Genomic DNA, 17,905 nt, shown 5'->3' with positions numbered 1-17,905 from the left:
AAAACATGGAAAGCTTCATTGGTTGTTGACTAAAGGTGCAATTGAATTATTGCCTGGAGAAAATACACGGGCTTAAGGTTATGTTTATAAGGTGTTTTAGACTCTTATGTTCCAAATTAGCAATTGCGCCGGACATACACCAGATACTATCAAGGTGCAATAGTGGCTCGATCTAAAATGATAAAATCCAAACAAAATCTATGAAAAAATTATTACTCCTTATAACCTGTTCACTATTATTAATTTCATGTAATGTAACGTCCAAAAAAGAACTCTTTTTTCTACAAAAGAATGCATATGACTATCCTGTTTGGGAAGAAATGTTACAGCAAGATAAAGTTATGTTCTCAGATGTAGTATTGGCATTTAATGCCTATGCTTCTAATCATGAATTGGACACAGAGACATTGGAACATTTTGAAAAGTTGGAAAAAAGGATAACAGGGGCTTTGGATAGCGACGGTTATTATATTAATGAATGTGGGCAATATAAGAACTTATTGGCCTTTAGAAATCCGGTACCTGGCAATGAAGAGCCATTGTTAAAGTCCGGTTCGATGCCAACTTCTTATACCAAAGAGATCCCTAATAATGGCAATTTAGGGCAGTGGAAGAATATAGGTCCTTTCGGTGACCCTGATGTACATTGGTCAGCAACCGGTAATGGAGCCGTTCAATACATCGAAATGCATCCATCCAATCCAGCAATAATGTTTGCCTGTACCAGAAACGGGGGGCTTTGGAAAACTGTTAATTATGGTAAGAACTGGACTCCTGAAACGGATCATTTTGCGACTAATAACACCTCTTGTATAGAGGTTTGTCCAGCTAATGCGTCAATATTATACCTAGGAACAGCAGAGGATGAAAAAATATATTACTCCCATGATTTCGGAATCAACTGGGAAGACAGAAGTTCCGGGATAGAGGGTAAAATATTTGATGTCCACTCAGATCCGAACAATGCTGCCCGAGCGATTGCAGCAACAGCGTCAGGAATATACTTGACAACCAATTCTGGATTAAGCTGGACTCAAAAGCTAAGAGGCAGATATACCGATATCGATTTGACTGACAATTGGGACCTTATTGTTGTGTCTTGTGATGATGCTGATATAGCTCCGGTTTTTAACTTTTCTAATGATAAAGGAGATACTTTTATTGAAAGAAGTATAATAACACATCGGCAGGAGGTAGATCGCTTTTATTTAGGTATTTATAAGCCAGTAATAGGTTCTACTTTAGTGTATGCATATGGAATTGTAGATGGAAACATGCCAACCCGGTTTATTGGTTTATGGAAATCAGAATACAACCCTACTCCGAATGACGGCAAATCTTATTTTAATTTTACGCAGGTTAAACATCCTACTTATTCTTATCCCAATGGTCCGGTGCCTCTAGAAGAAGCTGATAATGCCGATGGCTTTAAGGCAGAAACTGAAGATTATTATGGAAGTGTTAATCCATACAGTACTGCAACTTGGATAAGTGATTTTTATATAAGTCCCAATAATTCTAGCCGTTTGCTGCTTTTGAGAGAGAAGTTTTGGGGTAGTGAAGACGGAGGTATCATATGGGGTTTAAAACCTTCCTATGGCAAGTGTACTTGGGCGGATAACCGTTATGTTACCACCAATACTACAAAAGATACTGTGTTTTGGTGCAATGATGGAGGTATCTGGGCTATTAAAGAGGATGATTTATTTCCAACAGAAGCAACAGTTTCAGCTTCAGGTATGTCAAAGCTAAATTACATTTGCAGTAAAGTCGTCTCTAAAAATGGCGATATATGCATTGCGGAAGGAAGTCAGATGGACGTAAGTCTATTGAATAAAGGGGTGTTTATTACAGGCGGACAAGATATCGGACAGATTTTTACCCGAAATGGCAGAACCTCTCATGTTGCTTCTGCCGATGTTTACAGGGGGAGAATTAAATCAGAGGATGACACAAAGTTTATTACCGGCGGACTTGTTGTCAAACTTAATGACGGTGGAACAGATGATTTTTTTGTGTACAATAGCATAGAGCCAGATCATTTTGATAACAAAAGACTTTATGGTTTTACCAGAAATAATAGGACTCAAGGCACAAAAGATGTTCGATTAGTGCGTTCTCCTTACGGTCAGGATGGGTGGCTTGTAAATAGTTTTAAAGGAGAAAACGTTCCGCATATTACAGGGCATGCGTGGACTCCTATATATAACAACTGGACAACTGTACCCACTCTGTCTGCCGGAATTTCAGAATTACATGCGGGTACCTTTGAGCAGTCTCGTGCTAATGGAGAATTGGCATTCTTAGGCGATGAAGTTGGGCTTCGATTGTTTTACACTGAGAACTTGTCTGCTGATGCACCTGAGTGGATTCATCTGAAAAATGCTCCGCAAGCATCGCGTTACAGGATAGCGACCCATCAATACAATGAAAATATAATTGCTTTAGCTACCGATGCTGGTGTTTATATATCTAAAGATAAGGGTGAAACCTGGAATTTGAGAGGGATTTTTCCGGAGAATAATCCTATGGCAATATTGATTGATAAAAACACTTCTGAGGGAATATATGTGATGACCAGCCTTACGGTTTATTATATTGATGAGACATTAACAGAATGGCAAGAGTTTAATCAAGGCTTACCTTTGCAAAGTTTGACCGACATGCGCATAGCCTATTATCCTAATAATGATAGTAGGTTATATGTATCAAAATATGGAAGGGGTGTATGGTTTTCAAGCCTGCAATCTGCCCTCAATGACAATGTGGGTATGCCCGTCGTTGATTTCACAATTCATGGTGGGAGTGCTGATGTCATCAATGTTGGTGAAACTGTAACACTTTTGGATCAATCATCCAATGCTAACGGATTACAATGGACACTGGAGAATGGTAGTGATGTGATTCGTATTTCAGATGAATCTTCTCCAAGTGTGACACTGACAACACCAGGATATTACAAAGTTACTTTGACCGCTACTAATGCTAATGGAACTAGTGTATTAACAAAAGACCAATACATTACAGTCAAAACAGCGTCTAGTGTATCGCCTATGTGTGCACCGAATTATGAATATGACCTGGTGTGGTATAAAGGAATTAAAAAGTTAAGTGTAAATGGAGATACCTACGATGCTCCTTCTCGCGCTAACTATTTTAAGGCTGATAAGGTTTTTGAGGTTAATGCAGAAGACCAAATATCACTTTATTGTCAGGATAATTATAACCCTGGATATAATTTTTATACCAAGGTTTGGATTGATTTTAATAATGATGGTGATTTTGATGATGCAGATGAGGAAGTGGCTAACTCTAATGGAAAGGTAGATAACTTTACTGGTAATTTCACTATTCCTGCTACAGCAATTCTTAATGAACCTTTGCTTATGCGTGTTGCTGCGCTTGAAGATAATACTCCTCCGGCACCATGCAATGACATAGGAACAGGACAAAGACAAACTATTGATTTTAAAATCAAAATACTGGGGTCAAATATAAGTTTCAGTAATGTGTCTCATAATAACTTATCGTATAATAAAATAGATTTATCTGCTAGCTATTCCGGAGCGGATAATGTTAAAGAAGTTGGATTTATTTATGCAGCGATTGATGGAGATTTGAATATTGATAATGCAAATGTAGTTGCTCTGGAGTCTCCTGCAGTGTTTGGGAACAGCGATACCTATACAAATACGTTAACAGACCTGGATTATAATGTGGCCTATTATTACAGGCCTTTTATTCGTGATGTAAATGGTATTCATTATGGGGAAAAGAAGAGTTTATCACCTGTGTTATACAATATACCTCTGGCTGAATGTCTGATGGTAGAGGAACTTGGAAGTGGTCAGTGGAAATTGAAAGGGCTGGTTTTTCCAGAAAATAACACTTTGGATGAACTATCAATTGAATATGGTAATGGTGACTTTAGTACAAAGGTTGATTTCGACCCTTCTTCTTATGCAGAGAGCACAGACTTTGTCATTCATACCACTTTGACGACCTCATTATTAGGTGCTAAGTATCAATATCGAATTAAATTAGGTGTTAACGGAAAAACTTACTATAGTAATATTCAAACCTTTGTTGTAACCAATATTTCGACAGATATTGGTGAATTAAGCAATAGTGACTCTCCGTATGCAATAAGTTTATATCCAAATCCTGTCATGGATGAGTTATATGTTTCCGTTGCTGATGTCTCAGGAAAAGAATTTATTATTGAGATTTTAAATAGTACAGGGAAAATAGTAGAAAAGTATAAACGGACATTCTCCTTAGAACCACAAAGTATTGATATTAGAAAGTTAACTTCCGGACTGTATTTCATCAGATTGTCAGATCGCAAAACGACAGTTACTTCTAAGTTTATCAAGCAATAAAAATTTATTAAGAACTAACGCGTATTAATTAATTGTAAAGACGTATTTTCTATGCTTAAAAAAATAATTTCTTGCATGATACTCTCATCCTTATTGTTAGGATGTAGATCTGAAGATAAGATGCCCAAAAAAGTGCCCAATGTCGTTTTTATATATGCCGATGATATGGGGCGTGGTATGTTATCCCATGAAGGTCAGAAAATTGTAAAAACGCCGAACATTGATCGCTTGGCAAGCGAAGGTTTACGCTTTGAGAATGTTCGTGGTTGTATGTTCTGTGCGCCGGCAAGGGCAAGTCTGTTAACAGGTTATCATGATGGACATGCCAATAAATGGAAAATAACAAGTGGAGGCGCTTATAAAAACGCCTTCGATGGTGAAATCCATTCGAATGAAATATCAGCAGCACTTTACAAGCAAACGGCTGATACGGAGAAGCAAATTATAACGTTGGCCGAAGTATTTAAACAGGCAGGTTATACTACCGGGCAGGTTGGAAAACTGGAGTGGGGCTTCTCTGTTTCTTTTGAAGAAATGAAGCAACATGGCTGGGACTACTATTATGGCTTTTTGGATCACGTAATGGCCCATGGTTTTTACCCTCCTTATATGTACGAAAATGGTGAAAAAATAGACATACCAGGAAATACTCGAAAGGATTGTGGTAAAACCAGAGAGCGAGAAACTCCTGAAACTTATAAGGATCGTTGGAATATGGAAGGGAAAAGTGTTTATTCTCAGGATCTCTTTTTAGATAAAATCCTTTCTTTTATTCAAGATAATAAAGACCGGCCGTTTTTTCTGTTTCATCCAACACAATTGCCACACGGACCGGTTGCTATTCCTCAAGTACATGACGATTTTAAGAAAGATGATCGCTTAACGCAAATTGAGAAGGAATATGCCTCTATGGTTAAAATGCTGGACGATCACGTTGGAATTATTCGGCAGAAGTTGAGTGAGTTAGGTTTGGAGGATAATACTATGATTATTTTCAGCTCAGATAATGGTCATGAAATATACTACTCACAGGAAGGACGAATTCTTAAGCCTGTTAGGAATATGCAAACCGGTGAGCGATTCGATAATATTAGTACGAAGTATTACTCAGAATTGGGTGGTGACGTATTTAATGGAAATGATGGTATGGCAGGGCTTAAATATGATAACTGGGAAGGTGGTTTGAGAGTGCCTTTAATTGTTAAATGGCCAGGTAAAACGCCCGAAAACACAGTGTTGAATAACTTAGTAGCCAATTATGATATCCTAACTACTTTTGCTGATTTGTTAAATGTAGAGTTGGCAGAAGAAAAAGATGGAATTTCCCTTTTACCGCTATTTAGTGGTAAAGGTACCAATGTTGAACACGATTATATCATTAATGCCTCCATGTATGGTGGTACAATAGTAACAAAAGAAGGGTGGAAGCTTCGCAACTACTATTCTAAAAATATTTTCCAATTGTACTATTTGCCAGATGATTACCGGGAAGAAAATAATTTGGCTGATCAGTTTCCTGAAAAGGTTGAAGAACTAAAATCAATTCTAACTAAAGAATGCAACGGTGATTTAGCTAATGGGCAATTTTCTTACCAAAAGTTCGTGCTTCCAATGGCGAAAATTGAGACTGAATAATAAGGACTATATATTTTGAACCCACTAATTAATTAAAATGAAATCTTTACTTTCTATAACTATAGCTAATTTAAGAATATTTGCACTTTTAATGTTGACATTATTTGTCTCATGCGTTGCTAATAAGGAGTTAAAACAAAGTACGAAGAATAGCCTAGTATTTAATAATCTGGCTAACACATGGGATGAAGCAATGCCTTTAGGTAATGCCACTGTCGGAGCGCTGGTTTGGCAAAAAGAAGGCAAGCTTCGCTTTTCCCTTGATCGGGCCGATTTGTGGGATCTACGCCCAATGGAAAATATAGATTTTGATACATGGAAGTTTCAAGATGTTTATAAACAATGGGAATCGGGAAATTATAAGGCGGTTCAACAGGTATTTGATGTTCCGTATAACCAATTGCCTGCTCCATCTAAAATTCCTGCCGGAGCAATTGAGTTTAATATTGAGAAGCTGGGAACAGTAAAGCAGGTAAGCCTCAATGTGGAAACAGCTACTTGTGTCCTGGAGTGGGAAAATGGAACAAAGCTAACAACCTTTGTACATGCAGAACAACCATTGGGATGGTATAAGTTTGAAAATCTTCCGGTTAACATTGATATAGATTTGGTGTCGCCTGCTTACAATCGAGAAAATGCTGAAGGCTATACAAATCAATCAACAAATGACTTAAACCAACTAGGATATGAACAGGGTATAATCTCAAGAGGACAAAATTCCTTGACATATAATCAAAAAGGGTGGGGCGATTTCTCTTATCAGATACATACTTCGTGGAGCAAAACCAACAACGAATTGAGTGGGTGCTGGTCTGTTTCGTCTGCAAATAAAAATTGGGAAGCAGCACCTAATGCTGTGGAAGTAGTTTCTGAGAATATGAAATCGGGGAGTCAAATGGCTTACCAAACTCATGTCAATTGGTGGCAAAACTATTGGTCAAAATCGGATATAAATATTCCGGATTCGGTGTTACAACGACAATACGATTTGGAGATGTATAAGTTTGGTGCAACAGCCAGAGCCGATGCGCCTCCGATTTGTTTGCAGTCGGTTTGGACAGCCGATCATGGGAAATTACCGCCGTGGAAAGGTGATTTCCACCACGATCTAAATACTCAATTAAGCTACTGGCCGGCATATACGGGTAATTACCTTGAGTTAGAAGAAGGTTTTTTAAACTGGCTGTGGAAATATCGACCAACTTTCAAAAAATACACGAGAGACTATTTTGAAGCAGATGGGATAAATGTTCCTGGGGTAACAACATTAGAAGGTGAACCTATGGGAGGATGGATTCAGTATTCTATGGGACAGACAGTTGCAGCTTGGTTGGGGCATCACTTTTATTTGCATTGGAAATACTCTATGGATCGCGATTTTCTTGAAAGTCGTGCGTATCCATGGATTAAAGATGTGGCTGTGTTTCTAGATCATATGGCCGTGCAAAGCAATGATGGAAAAAGGAAGTTAAGAATCAGCTCCAGTCCCGAAATATATAATAACTCCGCCAAAGCTTGGTTTCCTGAAACAACCAATTTTGATTTGGCACTAATTCGCTGGACATATGAAAAGGCTTCGGAATTAGCCTATGAGTTAGGATTATATAACGAGGCCAACAAATGGGATAAAATACTGAGTGAGTGGCCTGAATTGGCTGTCGATTCTCAATCAGGACTGATGTTTGCACCTGACTTTCCCTACAATGAATCTCACCGTCATTTTTCACACTTAATGGCATACCATCCCTTGGGGATAATCGATATGTCAAATGGAAAGGATGATAAGGAAATCATTTCAAATACTTTGAAGAACCTCCAAGAGCAAGGTACAGACTATTGGACAGGCTATTCGTTTAGTTGGCAGGGGAATTTGTATGCAAGAGCATTTGAAGGAGAAAAAGCAGCCGAGGTGCTTCGCATTTTTGCTGAGTGTTTTTGCCTAAAGAACTCCTTTCATGTAAACGGTGACCAGTGTAAAGCAGGGCATTCAAAATTCACTTACCGCCCGTTTACCTTAGAGGGGAATTTTGCCTTTGCCGCCGCTATTCAGGAAATGTTGATTCAAAGCCATACTGGTGTTGTAAAGCTTTTTCCTGCTATTCCAGGTGCTTGGTCTGATGTTAGTTTTGATAATTTGCGTACTCAAGGAGCCTTTCTAATCTCTGCGAAAAAACAAAACGGGATAACGGTGTCCGTAAAAGTAAAGTCCGAAAAAGGTGGGAAGTTAAAGCTTTATAATCCATTCGAGAGCGAATGCATTAAGATTAGTAAAGGTGATTTTACCATTTCATCAGGTATCATTGTTGTTGATATGAAAGAAGGGCAGGAAATTGAGATTACAAGAAGCTAAAAGTATATAGGTATCTTGGGATTGGTGGCGAACTTTCTGGTTGCGCAGTCGGTGAACGTAATACCGCAGCCAATGAAGGTGGTGCAAGATCAATAATTACTTATTTCTTAACGGCTCTCAGCATCTCTCGTTTCCCTTTTGGTCCGGGTAAGCGCTCAACAGTAAAACCAAGCGCTTGCATGGTGCGTCTGATAACACCTTTGGCACAATAGGTGGTAAGGACGCCACCCGGATTCATGGCGTCATACAGTTTTTTAAAGATGGCTTCACTCCACATTTCCGGTTGTTTCTCGGGGGCAAAAGCATCGAAATATACCAAATCATAATGCCGGTCAAAGTCAATGGCTGTTAAATCTACTTCGTCCTTAAGGATTGTAAAGTTGTGTTGAAGCTCACTTTCTTGATTCCAGGGAAGTTGATGCAGCCGGGTGAAGATTTGCTGTTCTGCTTCTGTTTTTGCAAAGTTCAGCTGAGCAGCGGCCTCTGTTGTTACCGGGTATTTTTCCAAAGCATGGTAAAAGATGGTTTTATCAACTTGGTGCGTAGCTGTGAGAAATGCGTTTAAGCCAGTGCCCAGTCCTATCTCCAGAATGTGCACAGTGGATTTTGAACAGAACAGTAATGCAGGTTCAATAAATACATGCATCGACTCATTATAGGCTCCGTTTACCGAGTGGTAGTGCTCATCAAGCTCGGGCACAAATAAGGTGTGTGACCCATCTGCCGATACCTTGATCTCTATTTTTCTGGATTTATCTTTTAGCCACTTGTTACTCATGCTTTACCGTTTAATAAAATAGATGTCAGCCGTTTTGATGGTGTTTCAAATAACGTTCTGTTTTCCAGATGTTAGGCTGGGTTTAATCACTTATCTCTTCAATTTTAATCTGTTGACGCTGTCGGGTTGGGAGCAGGGTGAGTTGTTTTATATTTGTGCTGCTGCCACCTTCAGAGTGGCGAAGGACTTTTAGGTACCAGGCCATTAGTGTCAGCCCTTTTGCAATACTGGATAAGCTGATGGCCCACCAAATACCGAGCATGCCCAAATACTTGTCAAGAGACAGAATCATTGCAGCCGGAACACGGCCGCCCGTAAAAACAATGCCTATAATAGAGGGAGGCACTGTTCGTCCAATGCCGTTAAAAGCTCCTCTGGTAATGATTTCAATGATCATAAAAATCTGTGAAACGGCGAGTATCTGTAAGTAGGTGATGCCCATTTGTAAGGCTTCGGGTTCGCGTAAAAAAAGCGAAAATATCTGTTTGCCCCAGATAATAAAGGCCACTGTTACAAAGGAGCCCAGAAATATACCAATGCCCAGCGTTGTGAAATAGCCTTTTCTTATGCGGCTCCAATTGTTGGCTCCAAAATTCTGGCCGGTAAAGCTGCCCAATGCAGTGGCAAAGCCCGAAGACGTCATCCATGAAATCGCCTCAATTTGTGCGCCAACACTTTGAACGGCAATGGGGACATCCCCCCATTTAGTAATCATTCGGGCCAGTATGAGTGCGAAACAGGCAAAAAGTGAGCTTTCGGCAGCTACCGGCATCCCCAGTTTAAATATTTTCAGAGAGATGTCCTTGTTGAGTTTAAAACGCTTAAAGTCCGGATCCATCACCTCTTTAAACCAGATAAAACGGACGCAGAATACTAAAAATACCACTAACTGGGCGAATACTGTAGCCCAGGCTGCTCCTTCAACGCCTAAGGCCGGAAAAGGGCCAATGCCAAAAATCATTAAGGGGTCGAGCAACATATTTAGCCCTAACCCAATCAGTAAATAGTAAAATGGAAGCCGGCTGTTGCCCATTCCATTATAAATACCTTGAAACGTTGGGTTTACAAAGGTGAAGACAAACCCTAATGATACAATGCGCAGGTAGTTGATGGCGCCATTCTCCACCACGCCTTCAGACAGGCGGAAGATGCCAATCAGCTCAGGGCTGAAAACGAGGGTCAAAATGGCTATTGCTGTTGCCAGCACCACAGCCCAAAATAAGGAGTGGCGTGCAAAGCGGGCTGCTGTTTCTGGTTCTTTTCGGCCAAGCGCCTGCGACACTCCTACTTCAGCACCAATTCGGGTAACCAATAAAACGGATATGCCCAGCCAGATAAAAAAGCCGGCTCCACCCACCGATGCAACCGCATTACTGCCCAGTTGTCCCAACCAAATCATATCGGTTAGGTTATAGGCCATTTGCATTAGCGAGGTGCCAATAATAGGAAGGGCCAATTTAACCAATTGGCTAAATATGGGGCCTTTTGTTAAGTCAACAGTTTTATTCATTATGCCGCGAAGATACATCATATTGCCGGAATGATAAATGCGATAGGCAACGATTAAGTAGGTAAAAAACGACACTTTTTGGCAGATGATTTTAGCATTGCAATAATATATAAGCTGAGTGTTTGTAACCTGTAGAAATTAATATTGAAACGATATTGATTAACTTGCGTCTTCAAATTTTAAAAGCTTGCAGCGTAAAATTATTCACATAGATATGGATGCCTTTTTTGCATCGGTTGAGCAGCGTGATTTTCCAGAGCTTAGAGGAAAGCCGGTAGTTGTGGGAGGGAGCAGTGAGCGCGGGGTTATTGCGGCAGCCAGCTATGAAGCACGCCAGTTTGGAGTGCGTTCGGCCATGTCGTCGAAAGTGGCTTTGCGCCGTTGTCCGCACCTGATTTTTCAAAAGCACCGTTTTGAGGTTTATAAAGAAGTGTCGCGGCAGATTAGGGAAATTTTTTACGAATACACCGATTTAGTGGAGCCGCTCTCCCTGGACGAGGCATTTCTGGATGTGACGGAAAATAAAAAAGGCATCGATTCGGCAACCCAGGTGGCTCGTGAAATTAAGCAGCGCATTTTTGAGACAACGCAACTAACTGCTTCTGCAGGTGTAAGCGTTAATAAGTTTTTGGCTAAAGTGGCCAGCGATCAGCGTAAACCGAATGGGATGTTTATTATTAAACCTGGCGGGGTGCGCTTATTTATTGAGCAGTTGCCAATTGAAAAATTCTTTGGGGTTGGAAAGAAAACAGCTGAGAAAATGCATCAGCTCGATATTCATAAAGGAAAAGATTTATTGCGCTATGACTTGCCCCGTTTAGTGCAATACTTTGGTAAGGCAGGACAGTATTTTTACCACATTGCCAGGGGAATTGATGAGCGGCCGGTACGCCCCCATCGTGAGCGTAAATCGGTAGGGATTGAAAACACCTTTAGTAAGGATTTAGTTGATCAACAGCAGATTCAGACAGAAATTAATCGCTTAAAAGCCGGCTTGCAGCAGCGCGTGTCGAAAAGCGGGAAGCAAGGTAAAACTTTAACGCTCAAAGTAAAGTTTGATAATTTCGAGCAGATTACCCGTTCAAAAACAATTGATGAGTGGATTACGGAAAAACTGCTGAATACACTCTCTGCTGACCTAGTTCGGGAGGCGCCCCTGAACAGACCTATCCGTTTGTTGGGCCTGTCAATTTCCAATTTCAAAGAAGAAGCAGCTGTGGAAGCTTTGCAGTTAAAAATTGATTTTAAGGATTACTAATAACCTGAGCTTGTTTGCATTGAGCTTAGGTTAATCACCTCACCTATAATCTGAGTTTTATTTTTTATATCGTCCGTAATGCCATTGACCGATATGGTGGCGCCGGAAATGGAATCAATGGTTTTACCAACTTCCAGGTTGTTATCATTGGGATTGTAGCCAATAAACTGTTTAAGCCAGCCCTTGGCAGTAACTTCGTGTCCATGCGTTGCCTGATAGTTAAAAACTTTTACCATCATAACTTCGCAACGGGCATTAAACACCATCAGGTAGTCAAAGTATTCTGACTCGCCCCCCTGTGATAATGCACTTGGCATGGAACAACCGCCGGCCCGGCAGCTGTTCACACGACCAATGTACATGTATTTTATTTCAGCATCAGTATTGTCGCAGCTCACATTAAAAAACTTGCCATCTATATCAGCAGCGTATTGAGCCGGTAGCTCTAATTCGCATACTCTTGGGTTGATGAGGTTACAGCTTTTTTCAAGTGTTTTTTGCACGGCTTTGTGTTCATAATTAACGTCACCGCGTCCATTTGCTATCCAACTTATTGTTACCAATAATAGTGTTAATACTGTCTGCTTCATATTTTTTAGAACATTATACCAAATCCGGCATTAAACGTTTTTGCATACTCATCACTGGCAGCAGATTTAACAAATTGCATATCTGCTTTGAGTACGGCATTTTGAGTTAGTTTCAGAGTTAAGCCGGTGGTTATGGCTTTCACGTCGTACGCATCGTTTTTAGCAAGGTTACCTTCTGTTTTGCTGTGAGTGTCATAAGCCTCATAGCGTACAAACGGAATTAACCCTGTTTTAACATTATCCAGGTGCTTAAATACGTCATAACCAGCTTCCAGGTAGTATCCATACATAGCGCTTCCTAAATCATTGCCGGTGAACTGGTTGTACTCATCGGTATTGGAAAGAGAAGTGTGGTAGTACTGTCCGCGAAGTTGTAATCCGCCATATGTGTATCGAGCATCCAAACCAATCATGGCCATGCCAATAACTGATGAATCGGCTGCTGCTACGGCGCTTTTATCGTCTTTGTTAATTCCGTCATACAGCGTGCTTTGCGAATTGCCAAAGTAGCCCGACAGGCCGATGTTTAAACCGCGAATGCCAAAATATTCAATTTTACCAGTAAAGTTAGGTGAGCTAACATAGGCTTCAGCTCCTTTCTGGCGACCTTTGCGTAAGCCGTTTTTGCCACCAAATTTACCTGAGCCATCATAACCATTAAATCCACCCATAACGTAGGCCTGATAACGAATAGATGCAGGCAAAACAGTTCCTGTAAATCCAGCTCCTATCTCGCGCCATGTAGATGGAGCAATGTACTTGTCAATTAATGGTCGTTCAACGCCATTAAAGGTGTTTGGCTCGTGGTACTCGTTAATAATGCCCATTGGTATTAGCATTAATCCACCACGGAATTGAAATGCATTACTTAATTTGTGCTGAATAAAAGCCTGCTCAACATACACTTCGCTCACGTGTTCAAACTCCAACTCCGATACAAATTGTGTTTTTTCGCTGAAGTTATAGCCTAACAGCATAACGATGCGGTGTACATCCAACTTACCGTTGTTATAGGTATCGGAGCTAAGTGGCTGGTTGAAGTGTACTTCACCATAGCCTCCAATTGTTAACCCTGCATTTGAATTTAACAATCGTTGAGCTGAGTTTTGTTGTTGCTCATCGTTAATATCGCTTTGTGCAAATGCACCTGTCATACACGCAAACATGGTTGCGATTAGAAAGATTCTTTTCATTGCTTAATTGATTTCCCTTTTATACTCCACACCATATGGATGAAGTAATTGTTAATTGTTTCGGTACAAAATTACTTCTTTGGTATAGTTTCAGAAATCCCTAAAAGTAGGTAAATGTTGCAAATGAAAAACAGTGAAAAAACAGTGGGAAGAATGTTTTGTGATTTGACTGTTAGTGGTTTGTGAAGGAAAGCATGAAGGGGAGAGACGATGACCTCCCAAGATATTGGTAGAAAAACTTCTGCCACAGAGTAGCAGAAGTTAAATCTTTGTTTAGTAAATTACTTACAAAGCATTGGTATCATTCGCAATGGCTAAAAACTTATCCATCATGTCTTTTCGTAAGTTTCTATAATAAGCTTTTACCTTTTGGGGATTATCTTTAGCATCAGGGTGGTTGGCTCTGGCTACTAACTCATTTCTGAAATCAATCGCTTTAACCATCACTTCGGCAATTTTATCATTGTCCACATCATCTTTCACCAATTGTTTAACGTAAGCCTCAGTAATTAATTCTGATGCCAGGAAGTTGATGTCTTTTTTTAATTCTCTAACACTTGCCATATTATTATGATTTAATGTATTAAGTACTGTGCAAATGTAACTATTATTTTATTGATATTGAAGTCTTGATATTGGCTTGCATGCCGTTTTTTTAATTAGGGTTAGCAGAACCAGCAACAATATAATTCACTTTAAAGAGTGTCTTTTCGCAGGCATTAATATTCTTAGAGATTCCGCGAGTGTGGCCTTCGATCGTATGAATAAACAGATGAGGTGGCCATTGCAATTGGAGTTGGCAAGCTGATGTTTAGTGATGAGCCGGCATGGTAAATGCATTATTTCTATGAAAATGAGGTGTAGGTGTTGAAATATAAATAAATAGCAGCTAAATTTAATAGCTGATTAAGCTAATTATTTAACCTGTTTTTAGATTTCGTTTAATGCTCAGATAGGTTATAGACCATTGAGTGTGATGTGTGCATTTACATAGCCAACAGTCCTAATATTTACCTGTAGGAGAAACAATCTGCTAATAAAACGGTTATAATTCAGGTCAATTAGTTTTAGGAAATATTAATAATTTGGTATAGCGAATGTTTTTACTTTTGTAAAACAATTATGTTGATAACTTTAAAAACTAAATTATGAATAAGCTATTATTAGTAGTTGCTTTAGTTGCAGGAATGGCATTAAGTAGTAATGCACAAGAAGTTGGATTACGTTTTGGCGGTTCAAACGGATTGGGTGGAGTTGCCATTGATGGAGTATTTTCAATGGGCCAGTTTAGCCGGGTACATGCGGATCTTGCTTTTTGGGATAGCTATATGGGCGTTGATGCCTTATGGGATTTTATTTACCGTCCGCTCGGTGAAGAAGCTTTTAACTGGTATGTGGGTGTTGGCCCCTCAATTCTTATTGGAGATGAATTTTGGTTGGGTGCGTCAGGTGAAATCGGATTAGAATACAAATTTTCTCAGGTCCCCTTGGCCCTTGGCGTTGATTGGCGTCCAACATTTTGGCTTTTCGATGATACCCGTTTTGGTGCAGACTCATTTGGGCTTAACATCCGTTGGGTATTTGGTTCTGCCGGTTCTAAATAAAAAGAAATTAACGGAAACGTTTTGGAAGGTCCGCTGCTATTAGCGGACCTTTTTTGGGTCAAAAAACACCGTTGTCTATAAAAAGAGGGGATTCATCTATTAAATCCGAGCGTTCACCAAATTGCAAATTAATATTCATTAATTTAATCAGCTGTTTTGTAGACCTTTACTATCTTTGAAATTGCAAAACCGAAAACCCTATTAGGTGTGTTGAAAGGAAAAGTGTATTTACTGCAGAGTTGTAGTACCTGCAAAAGGATATTCAAGCAGGTTGCACCGCATCGCGAGTTCGATGTGCGGGACATTAAGAAAGAGCCTTTGAGTAAAAGTGAAATAGATGACTTAGCAGAGAAGGCAGGTGGATACGAGCAGATTTTCAATAAACAAGCCCAAAAGTACAGGCAGTTGGTGTTGAAAGAAAAAAACCTGACAGAGAAGGATTACAGGCAGTTTCTCGAAGAAGAGTATACCTTTTTAAAAAGGCCTGTTTTCATAATTGATGATAAAATATTTGTTGGAAATAGTAAAGCAACGGTTGACGTGTTGACTAACTATCTAATTTCTTGCAAATAAAAGATATCCATTACTACCTAACCCAAATGTAGAAACCACGTAGTAATAAAAGGCTTCCGATAAGGAAGCCTTTTTTGGTTGGTATATATAGTTTGAAAAGCAGGTAAAAAGAACTGCTCCAAGGCGTTACTTAATCTTTAAGCGCCCTGTTTATCTCATCAATTACTTGCGTTCGAATACCTTCAGGAAGGGTATTGATACGGGTCTTATGCGAGCCTTTAGGAGCAACAGCTCTTATCGTCTTAGTCAGTTTTTCGCTGTTTAACGAGGTAGCACCCCAAGGATCTTTTTCACCAATAATTGCAATAATATTCGGGTTTGTTGCTTCAAGTTTCGCCATTATAACTTGCATGGTTGGCATAAACTGAAGGGTGTCGCCACCTGGCGCAAACATCGAGCTGCTTATGGTATCAGCATGAAACCCTTTCAATAACGGCTTGAGTCGTCCAGGTGTATAAGCGTAATATCCCAACTCTTTGTAGGCCTGGTAGAAGAATGGTTTAATGCTTTCCCAGCTTTGATCGGATACATAGCCAATGTCACTGCCGTTTTTTAAATGGTTAAATAGCTCTTCGGTCGTCGCCGTTGAAGGTGGAATTGAAGCAGTTGAACTTCCCCATTGCCAAAATGAAAATGGATATTCGAGTACCACCAGGTCGAACGCCTTATCCAATCCCATGCGAAAAGACAAGCCTTTATCACTGGCATATGCTTTAAAAAGCGGCATGATATCATCCCGTTTTTTTAGCACGGCCTCCTGAAAGTTATGTATGCGCTTTCTGTCAGCTTCATTGCCAACCGTATGGAAGAAATCAAATAGTCGTTGGTCCTCTCTTGCCAGGTTTATTGGTGCGACATAGGGCACGCTTAAGTCCACATCGTTTGGAAAAAATGCACGATGAAATATGGCTGTTTGACCACCTTTACTGATGCCACTAGTAGCCCATTTTGTTTTGTATAGTTGTTTGAAGAACTGAATGATCCGGTGATGGTCATGAGCTGCTTGTTCCACAGTCAGGTATTGCCAGTCTAGGCTGTCTGGTTTTGATTCTGAGAAATATCTGTGTTCAACAATAATTTGATTAGCCTTAACCAGCCTTGCCAGCTCAGAAGTATAGTTGCGGTTTGCCGAATACCCTTCCGTGATCATAACAACTGGTGCATCAATGCTTCTGTGAGAATACCAGATGCGCTGCTTGAAACTGCCTTTTTCGGGGTGCTGATGATCGATGGGCTGATCAAATAGAAGCAGCCACGATTGATTGTAAAGGGAAGTATCACTGGGAATGTTCTGGACAGAGATGCTGGTTGATGTCTTAAATAGTTGTTCGGGTGTTTCCAGATGCTTATTGCACGCAGTGAATAGTATTAGGCCTACTATTAGGCACATTAAATGTTTGTACATTGGGTAGATTTTTATTGTATTGACTTAATTTGCTTGTAATGACTACTCTTTGTATACGTATATTATACTTTCCACATAGAAATATTATGTAAGTAATAACTCTTTTAGGATTGAATAGATTCCTAATGCCCTAAGTGATGCATATGTGGCAAGCAATACTGTTTTGTTAAATAAATCAAACAGCTAGCTGAAGATTATTCAATTTCAAAGGGGAGGAAATTAATGGATCCAGCATTCGTATAGTCCTTTGCCAGACTTATTTATGTTATTGAAGTGCGGTGGTTGTGAGTGCATTCCTAATTTTTTCGACCTAAATGTAGCATTTTTTATCATTGTAGAATTGAAAGAATTCTAAAAGTTCAGTTTGTTTTTAGTAGATGTTCAAAAAAGGAGACATTTCAATTTTCAATTATAAATGAAAATTTAGTTAAATAATTGGACTTTTTTGCAACCTTATTCAAATATTAACAGTATTAAAGAATAGCTTAAGCTCAAAAAAGGCCGTAAAAAAATTATTTAGCCAATAAGTGTTTTTTTGATTAAAGTAAATCAGGTTAGAAAGCAAAATTTGAGAGTGGCAACTGTCAAAGGCTTTTGGTTTTTTTACGCGTGTATTCTTTTACAGGC

12 protein-coding genes are annotated in these 17,905 nt (G+C 39.6%); 6 read left to right on the top strand and 6 right to left on the bottom strand.

The window, feature by feature from the left end; translation table 11 throughout:
* Positions 1 to 200 precede the first annotated feature (200 nt).
* The 3 genes from ACSX1H_RS12270 (at position 201) to ACSX1H_RS12260 (ending at position 8,367) form a co-directional block, all read left to right on the top strand.
* A complete protein-coding gene (locus ACSX1H_RS12270; RefSeq protein WP_439184320.1) occupies positions 201 to 4,382 on the top strand; it encodes a GEVED domain-containing protein in 4,182 nt (1,393 codons plus the stop codon).
* A gap of 120 nt (positions 4,383 to 4,502) precedes the next feature.
* Positions 4,503 to 6,017: an arylsulfatase gene (locus tag ACSX1H_RS12265; protein WP_439184318.1), complete on the top strand. Its 1,515-nt coding sequence runs from the start codon at positions 4,503 to 4,505 to the stop codon at positions 6,015 to 6,017.
* A 91-nt stretch (positions 6,018 to 6,108) separates the two neighbouring features.
* Positions 6,109 to 8,367 (top strand): glycosyl hydrolase family 95 catalytic domain-containing protein, encoded by a 2,259-nt coding sequence (locus ACSX1H_RS12260; protein ID WP_439184316.1) that lies wholly within the window; start codon positions 6,109 to 6,111, stop codon positions 8,365 to 8,367.
* A 100-nt stretch (positions 8,368 to 8,467) separates the two neighbouring features.
* Here ACSX1H_RS12260 and mnmC2 read toward each other — a convergent pair whose 3' ends face one another.
* Positions 8,468 to 9,145, bottom strand: coding sequence for a tRNA (5-methylaminomethyl-2-thiouridine)(34)-methyltransferase MnmC2 (gene mnmC2 / locus ACSX1H_RS12255; protein ID WP_439184315.1), 678 nt, complete (start codon positions 9,143 to 9,145; stop codon positions 8,468 to 8,470).
* 82 nt (positions 9,146 to 9,227) lie between these two features.
* The gene (locus tag ACSX1H_RS12250; RefSeq protein ID WP_439184313.1) at positions 9,228 to 10,655 is read right to left on the bottom strand and encodes an MATE family efflux transporter; all 1,428 of its coding nucleotides are present in this window, start codon (positions 10,653 to 10,655) and stop codon (positions 9,228 to 9,230) included.
* A 187-nt stretch (positions 10,656 to 10,842) separates the two neighbouring features.
* On the opposite strand from ACSX1H_RS12250, the gene dinB reads away from it, so the two are divergent.
* Complete coding sequence (gene dinB, locus ACSX1H_RS12245) at positions 10,843 to 11,913, top strand: DNA polymerase IV (RefSeq protein WP_439184311.1); 1,071 nt, start codon at positions 10,843 to 10,845, stop codon at positions 11,911 to 11,913.
* Here dinB and ACSX1H_RS12240 read toward each other — a convergent pair.
* The 3 genes from ACSX1H_RS12240 to ACSX1H_RS12230 form a co-directional block, all read right to left on the bottom strand.
* Positions 11,910 to 12,503, bottom strand: coding sequence for an FMN-binding protein (locus tag ACSX1H_RS12240; protein ID WP_439184310.1), 594 nt, complete (start codon positions 12,501 to 12,503; stop codon positions 11,910 to 11,912). The genes dinB and ACSX1H_RS12240 overlap by 4 nt on opposite strands.
* A gap of 5 nt (positions 12,504 to 12,508) precedes the next feature.
* Positions 12,509 to 13,696 (bottom strand): putative porin, encoded by a 1,188-nt coding sequence (locus tag ACSX1H_RS12235; protein ID WP_439184308.1) that lies wholly within the window; start codon positions 13,694 to 13,696, stop codon positions 12,509 to 12,511.
* A gap of 285 nt (positions 13,697 to 13,981) precedes the next feature.
* Positions 13,982 to 14,260 (bottom strand): hypothetical protein, encoded by a 279-nt coding sequence (locus ACSX1H_RS12230; RefSeq protein ID WP_439184307.1) that lies wholly within the window; start codon positions 14,258 to 14,260, stop codon positions 13,982 to 13,984.
* Between the two features lie 584 nt (positions 14,261 to 14,844).
* Between ACSX1H_RS12230 and ACSX1H_RS12225 the strand changes: the two genes are divergently transcribed.
* Positions 14,845 to 15,300, top strand: coding sequence for a hypothetical protein (locus ACSX1H_RS12225; RefSeq protein ID WP_439184305.1), 456 nt, complete (start codon positions 14,845 to 14,847; stop codon positions 15,298 to 15,300).
* Positions 15,301 to 15,507: 207 nt separating this feature from the next.
* Entirely contained in the window at positions 15,508 to 15,873 is a 366-nt protein-coding gene (locus ACSX1H_RS12220; protein ID WP_439184304.1) for an arsenate reductase family protein, read from the top strand.
* 130 nt (positions 15,874 to 16,003) lie between these two features.
* Here the strand turns inward: ACSX1H_RS12220 and ACSX1H_RS12215 are convergent, their stop codons facing one another.
* Complete coding sequence (locus ACSX1H_RS12215) at positions 16,004 to 17,278, bottom strand: S28 family serine protease (RefSeq protein ID WP_439184302.1); 1,275 nt, start codon at positions 17,276 to 17,278, stop codon at positions 16,004 to 16,006.
* Positions 17,279 to 17,905: the final 627 nt, after the last annotated feature.

Source organism: Carboxylicivirga taeanensis, assembly GCF_051851475.1.
Taxonomy (GTDB): Bacteria; Bacteroidota; Bacteroidia; order Bacteroidales; family Marinilabiliaceae; genus Carboxylicivirga; species Carboxylicivirga taeanensis.
The sequence above is the reverse complement of the archived record's forward strand: the minus strand, read 5'-3'. Positions and strand labels throughout refer to the sequence as shown.

Coding starts and splice junctions, on each gene's coding strand:
- ACSX1H_RS12250 (WP_439184313.1), bottom strand. CDS start 10,655: ATGAATAAAACTGTTGACTTAACAAAAGGCCCCATATTTAGCCAATTG.
- ACSX1H_RS12260 (WP_439184316.1), top strand. CDS start 6,109: ATGTTGACATTATTTGTCTCATGCGTTGCTAATAAGGAGTTAAAACAA.
- ACSX1H_RS12235 (WP_439184308.1), bottom strand. CDS start 13,696: ATGAAAAGAATCTTTCTAATCGCAACCATGTTTGCGTGTATGACAGGT.
- mnmC2 (WP_439184315.1), bottom strand. CDS start 9,145: ATGAGTAACAAGTGGCTAAAAGATAAATCCAGAAAAATAGAGATCAAG.
- ACSX1H_RS12265 (WP_439184318.1), top strand. CDS start 4,503: ATGCCCAAAAAAGTGCCCAATGTCGTTTTTATATATGCCGATGATATG.
- ACSX1H_RS12240 (WP_439184310.1), bottom strand. CDS start 12,503: ATGAAGCAGACAGTATTAACACTATTATTGGTAACAATAAGTTGGATA.
- ACSX1H_RS12225 (WP_439184305.1), top strand. CDS start 14,845: ATGAATAAGCTATTATTAGTAGTTGCTTTAGTTGCAGGAATGGCATTA.
- ACSX1H_RS12230 (WP_439184307.1), bottom strand. CDS start 14,260: ATGGCAAGTGTTAGAGAATTAAAAAAAGACATCAACTTCCTGGCATCA.
- ACSX1H_RS12215 (WP_439184302.1), bottom strand. CDS start 17,278: ATGTACAAACATTTAATGTGCCTAATAGTAGGCCTAATACTATTCACT.
- ACSX1H_RS12270 (WP_439184320.1), top strand. CDS start 201: ATGAAAAAATTATTACTCCTTATAACCTGTTCACTATTATTAATTTCA.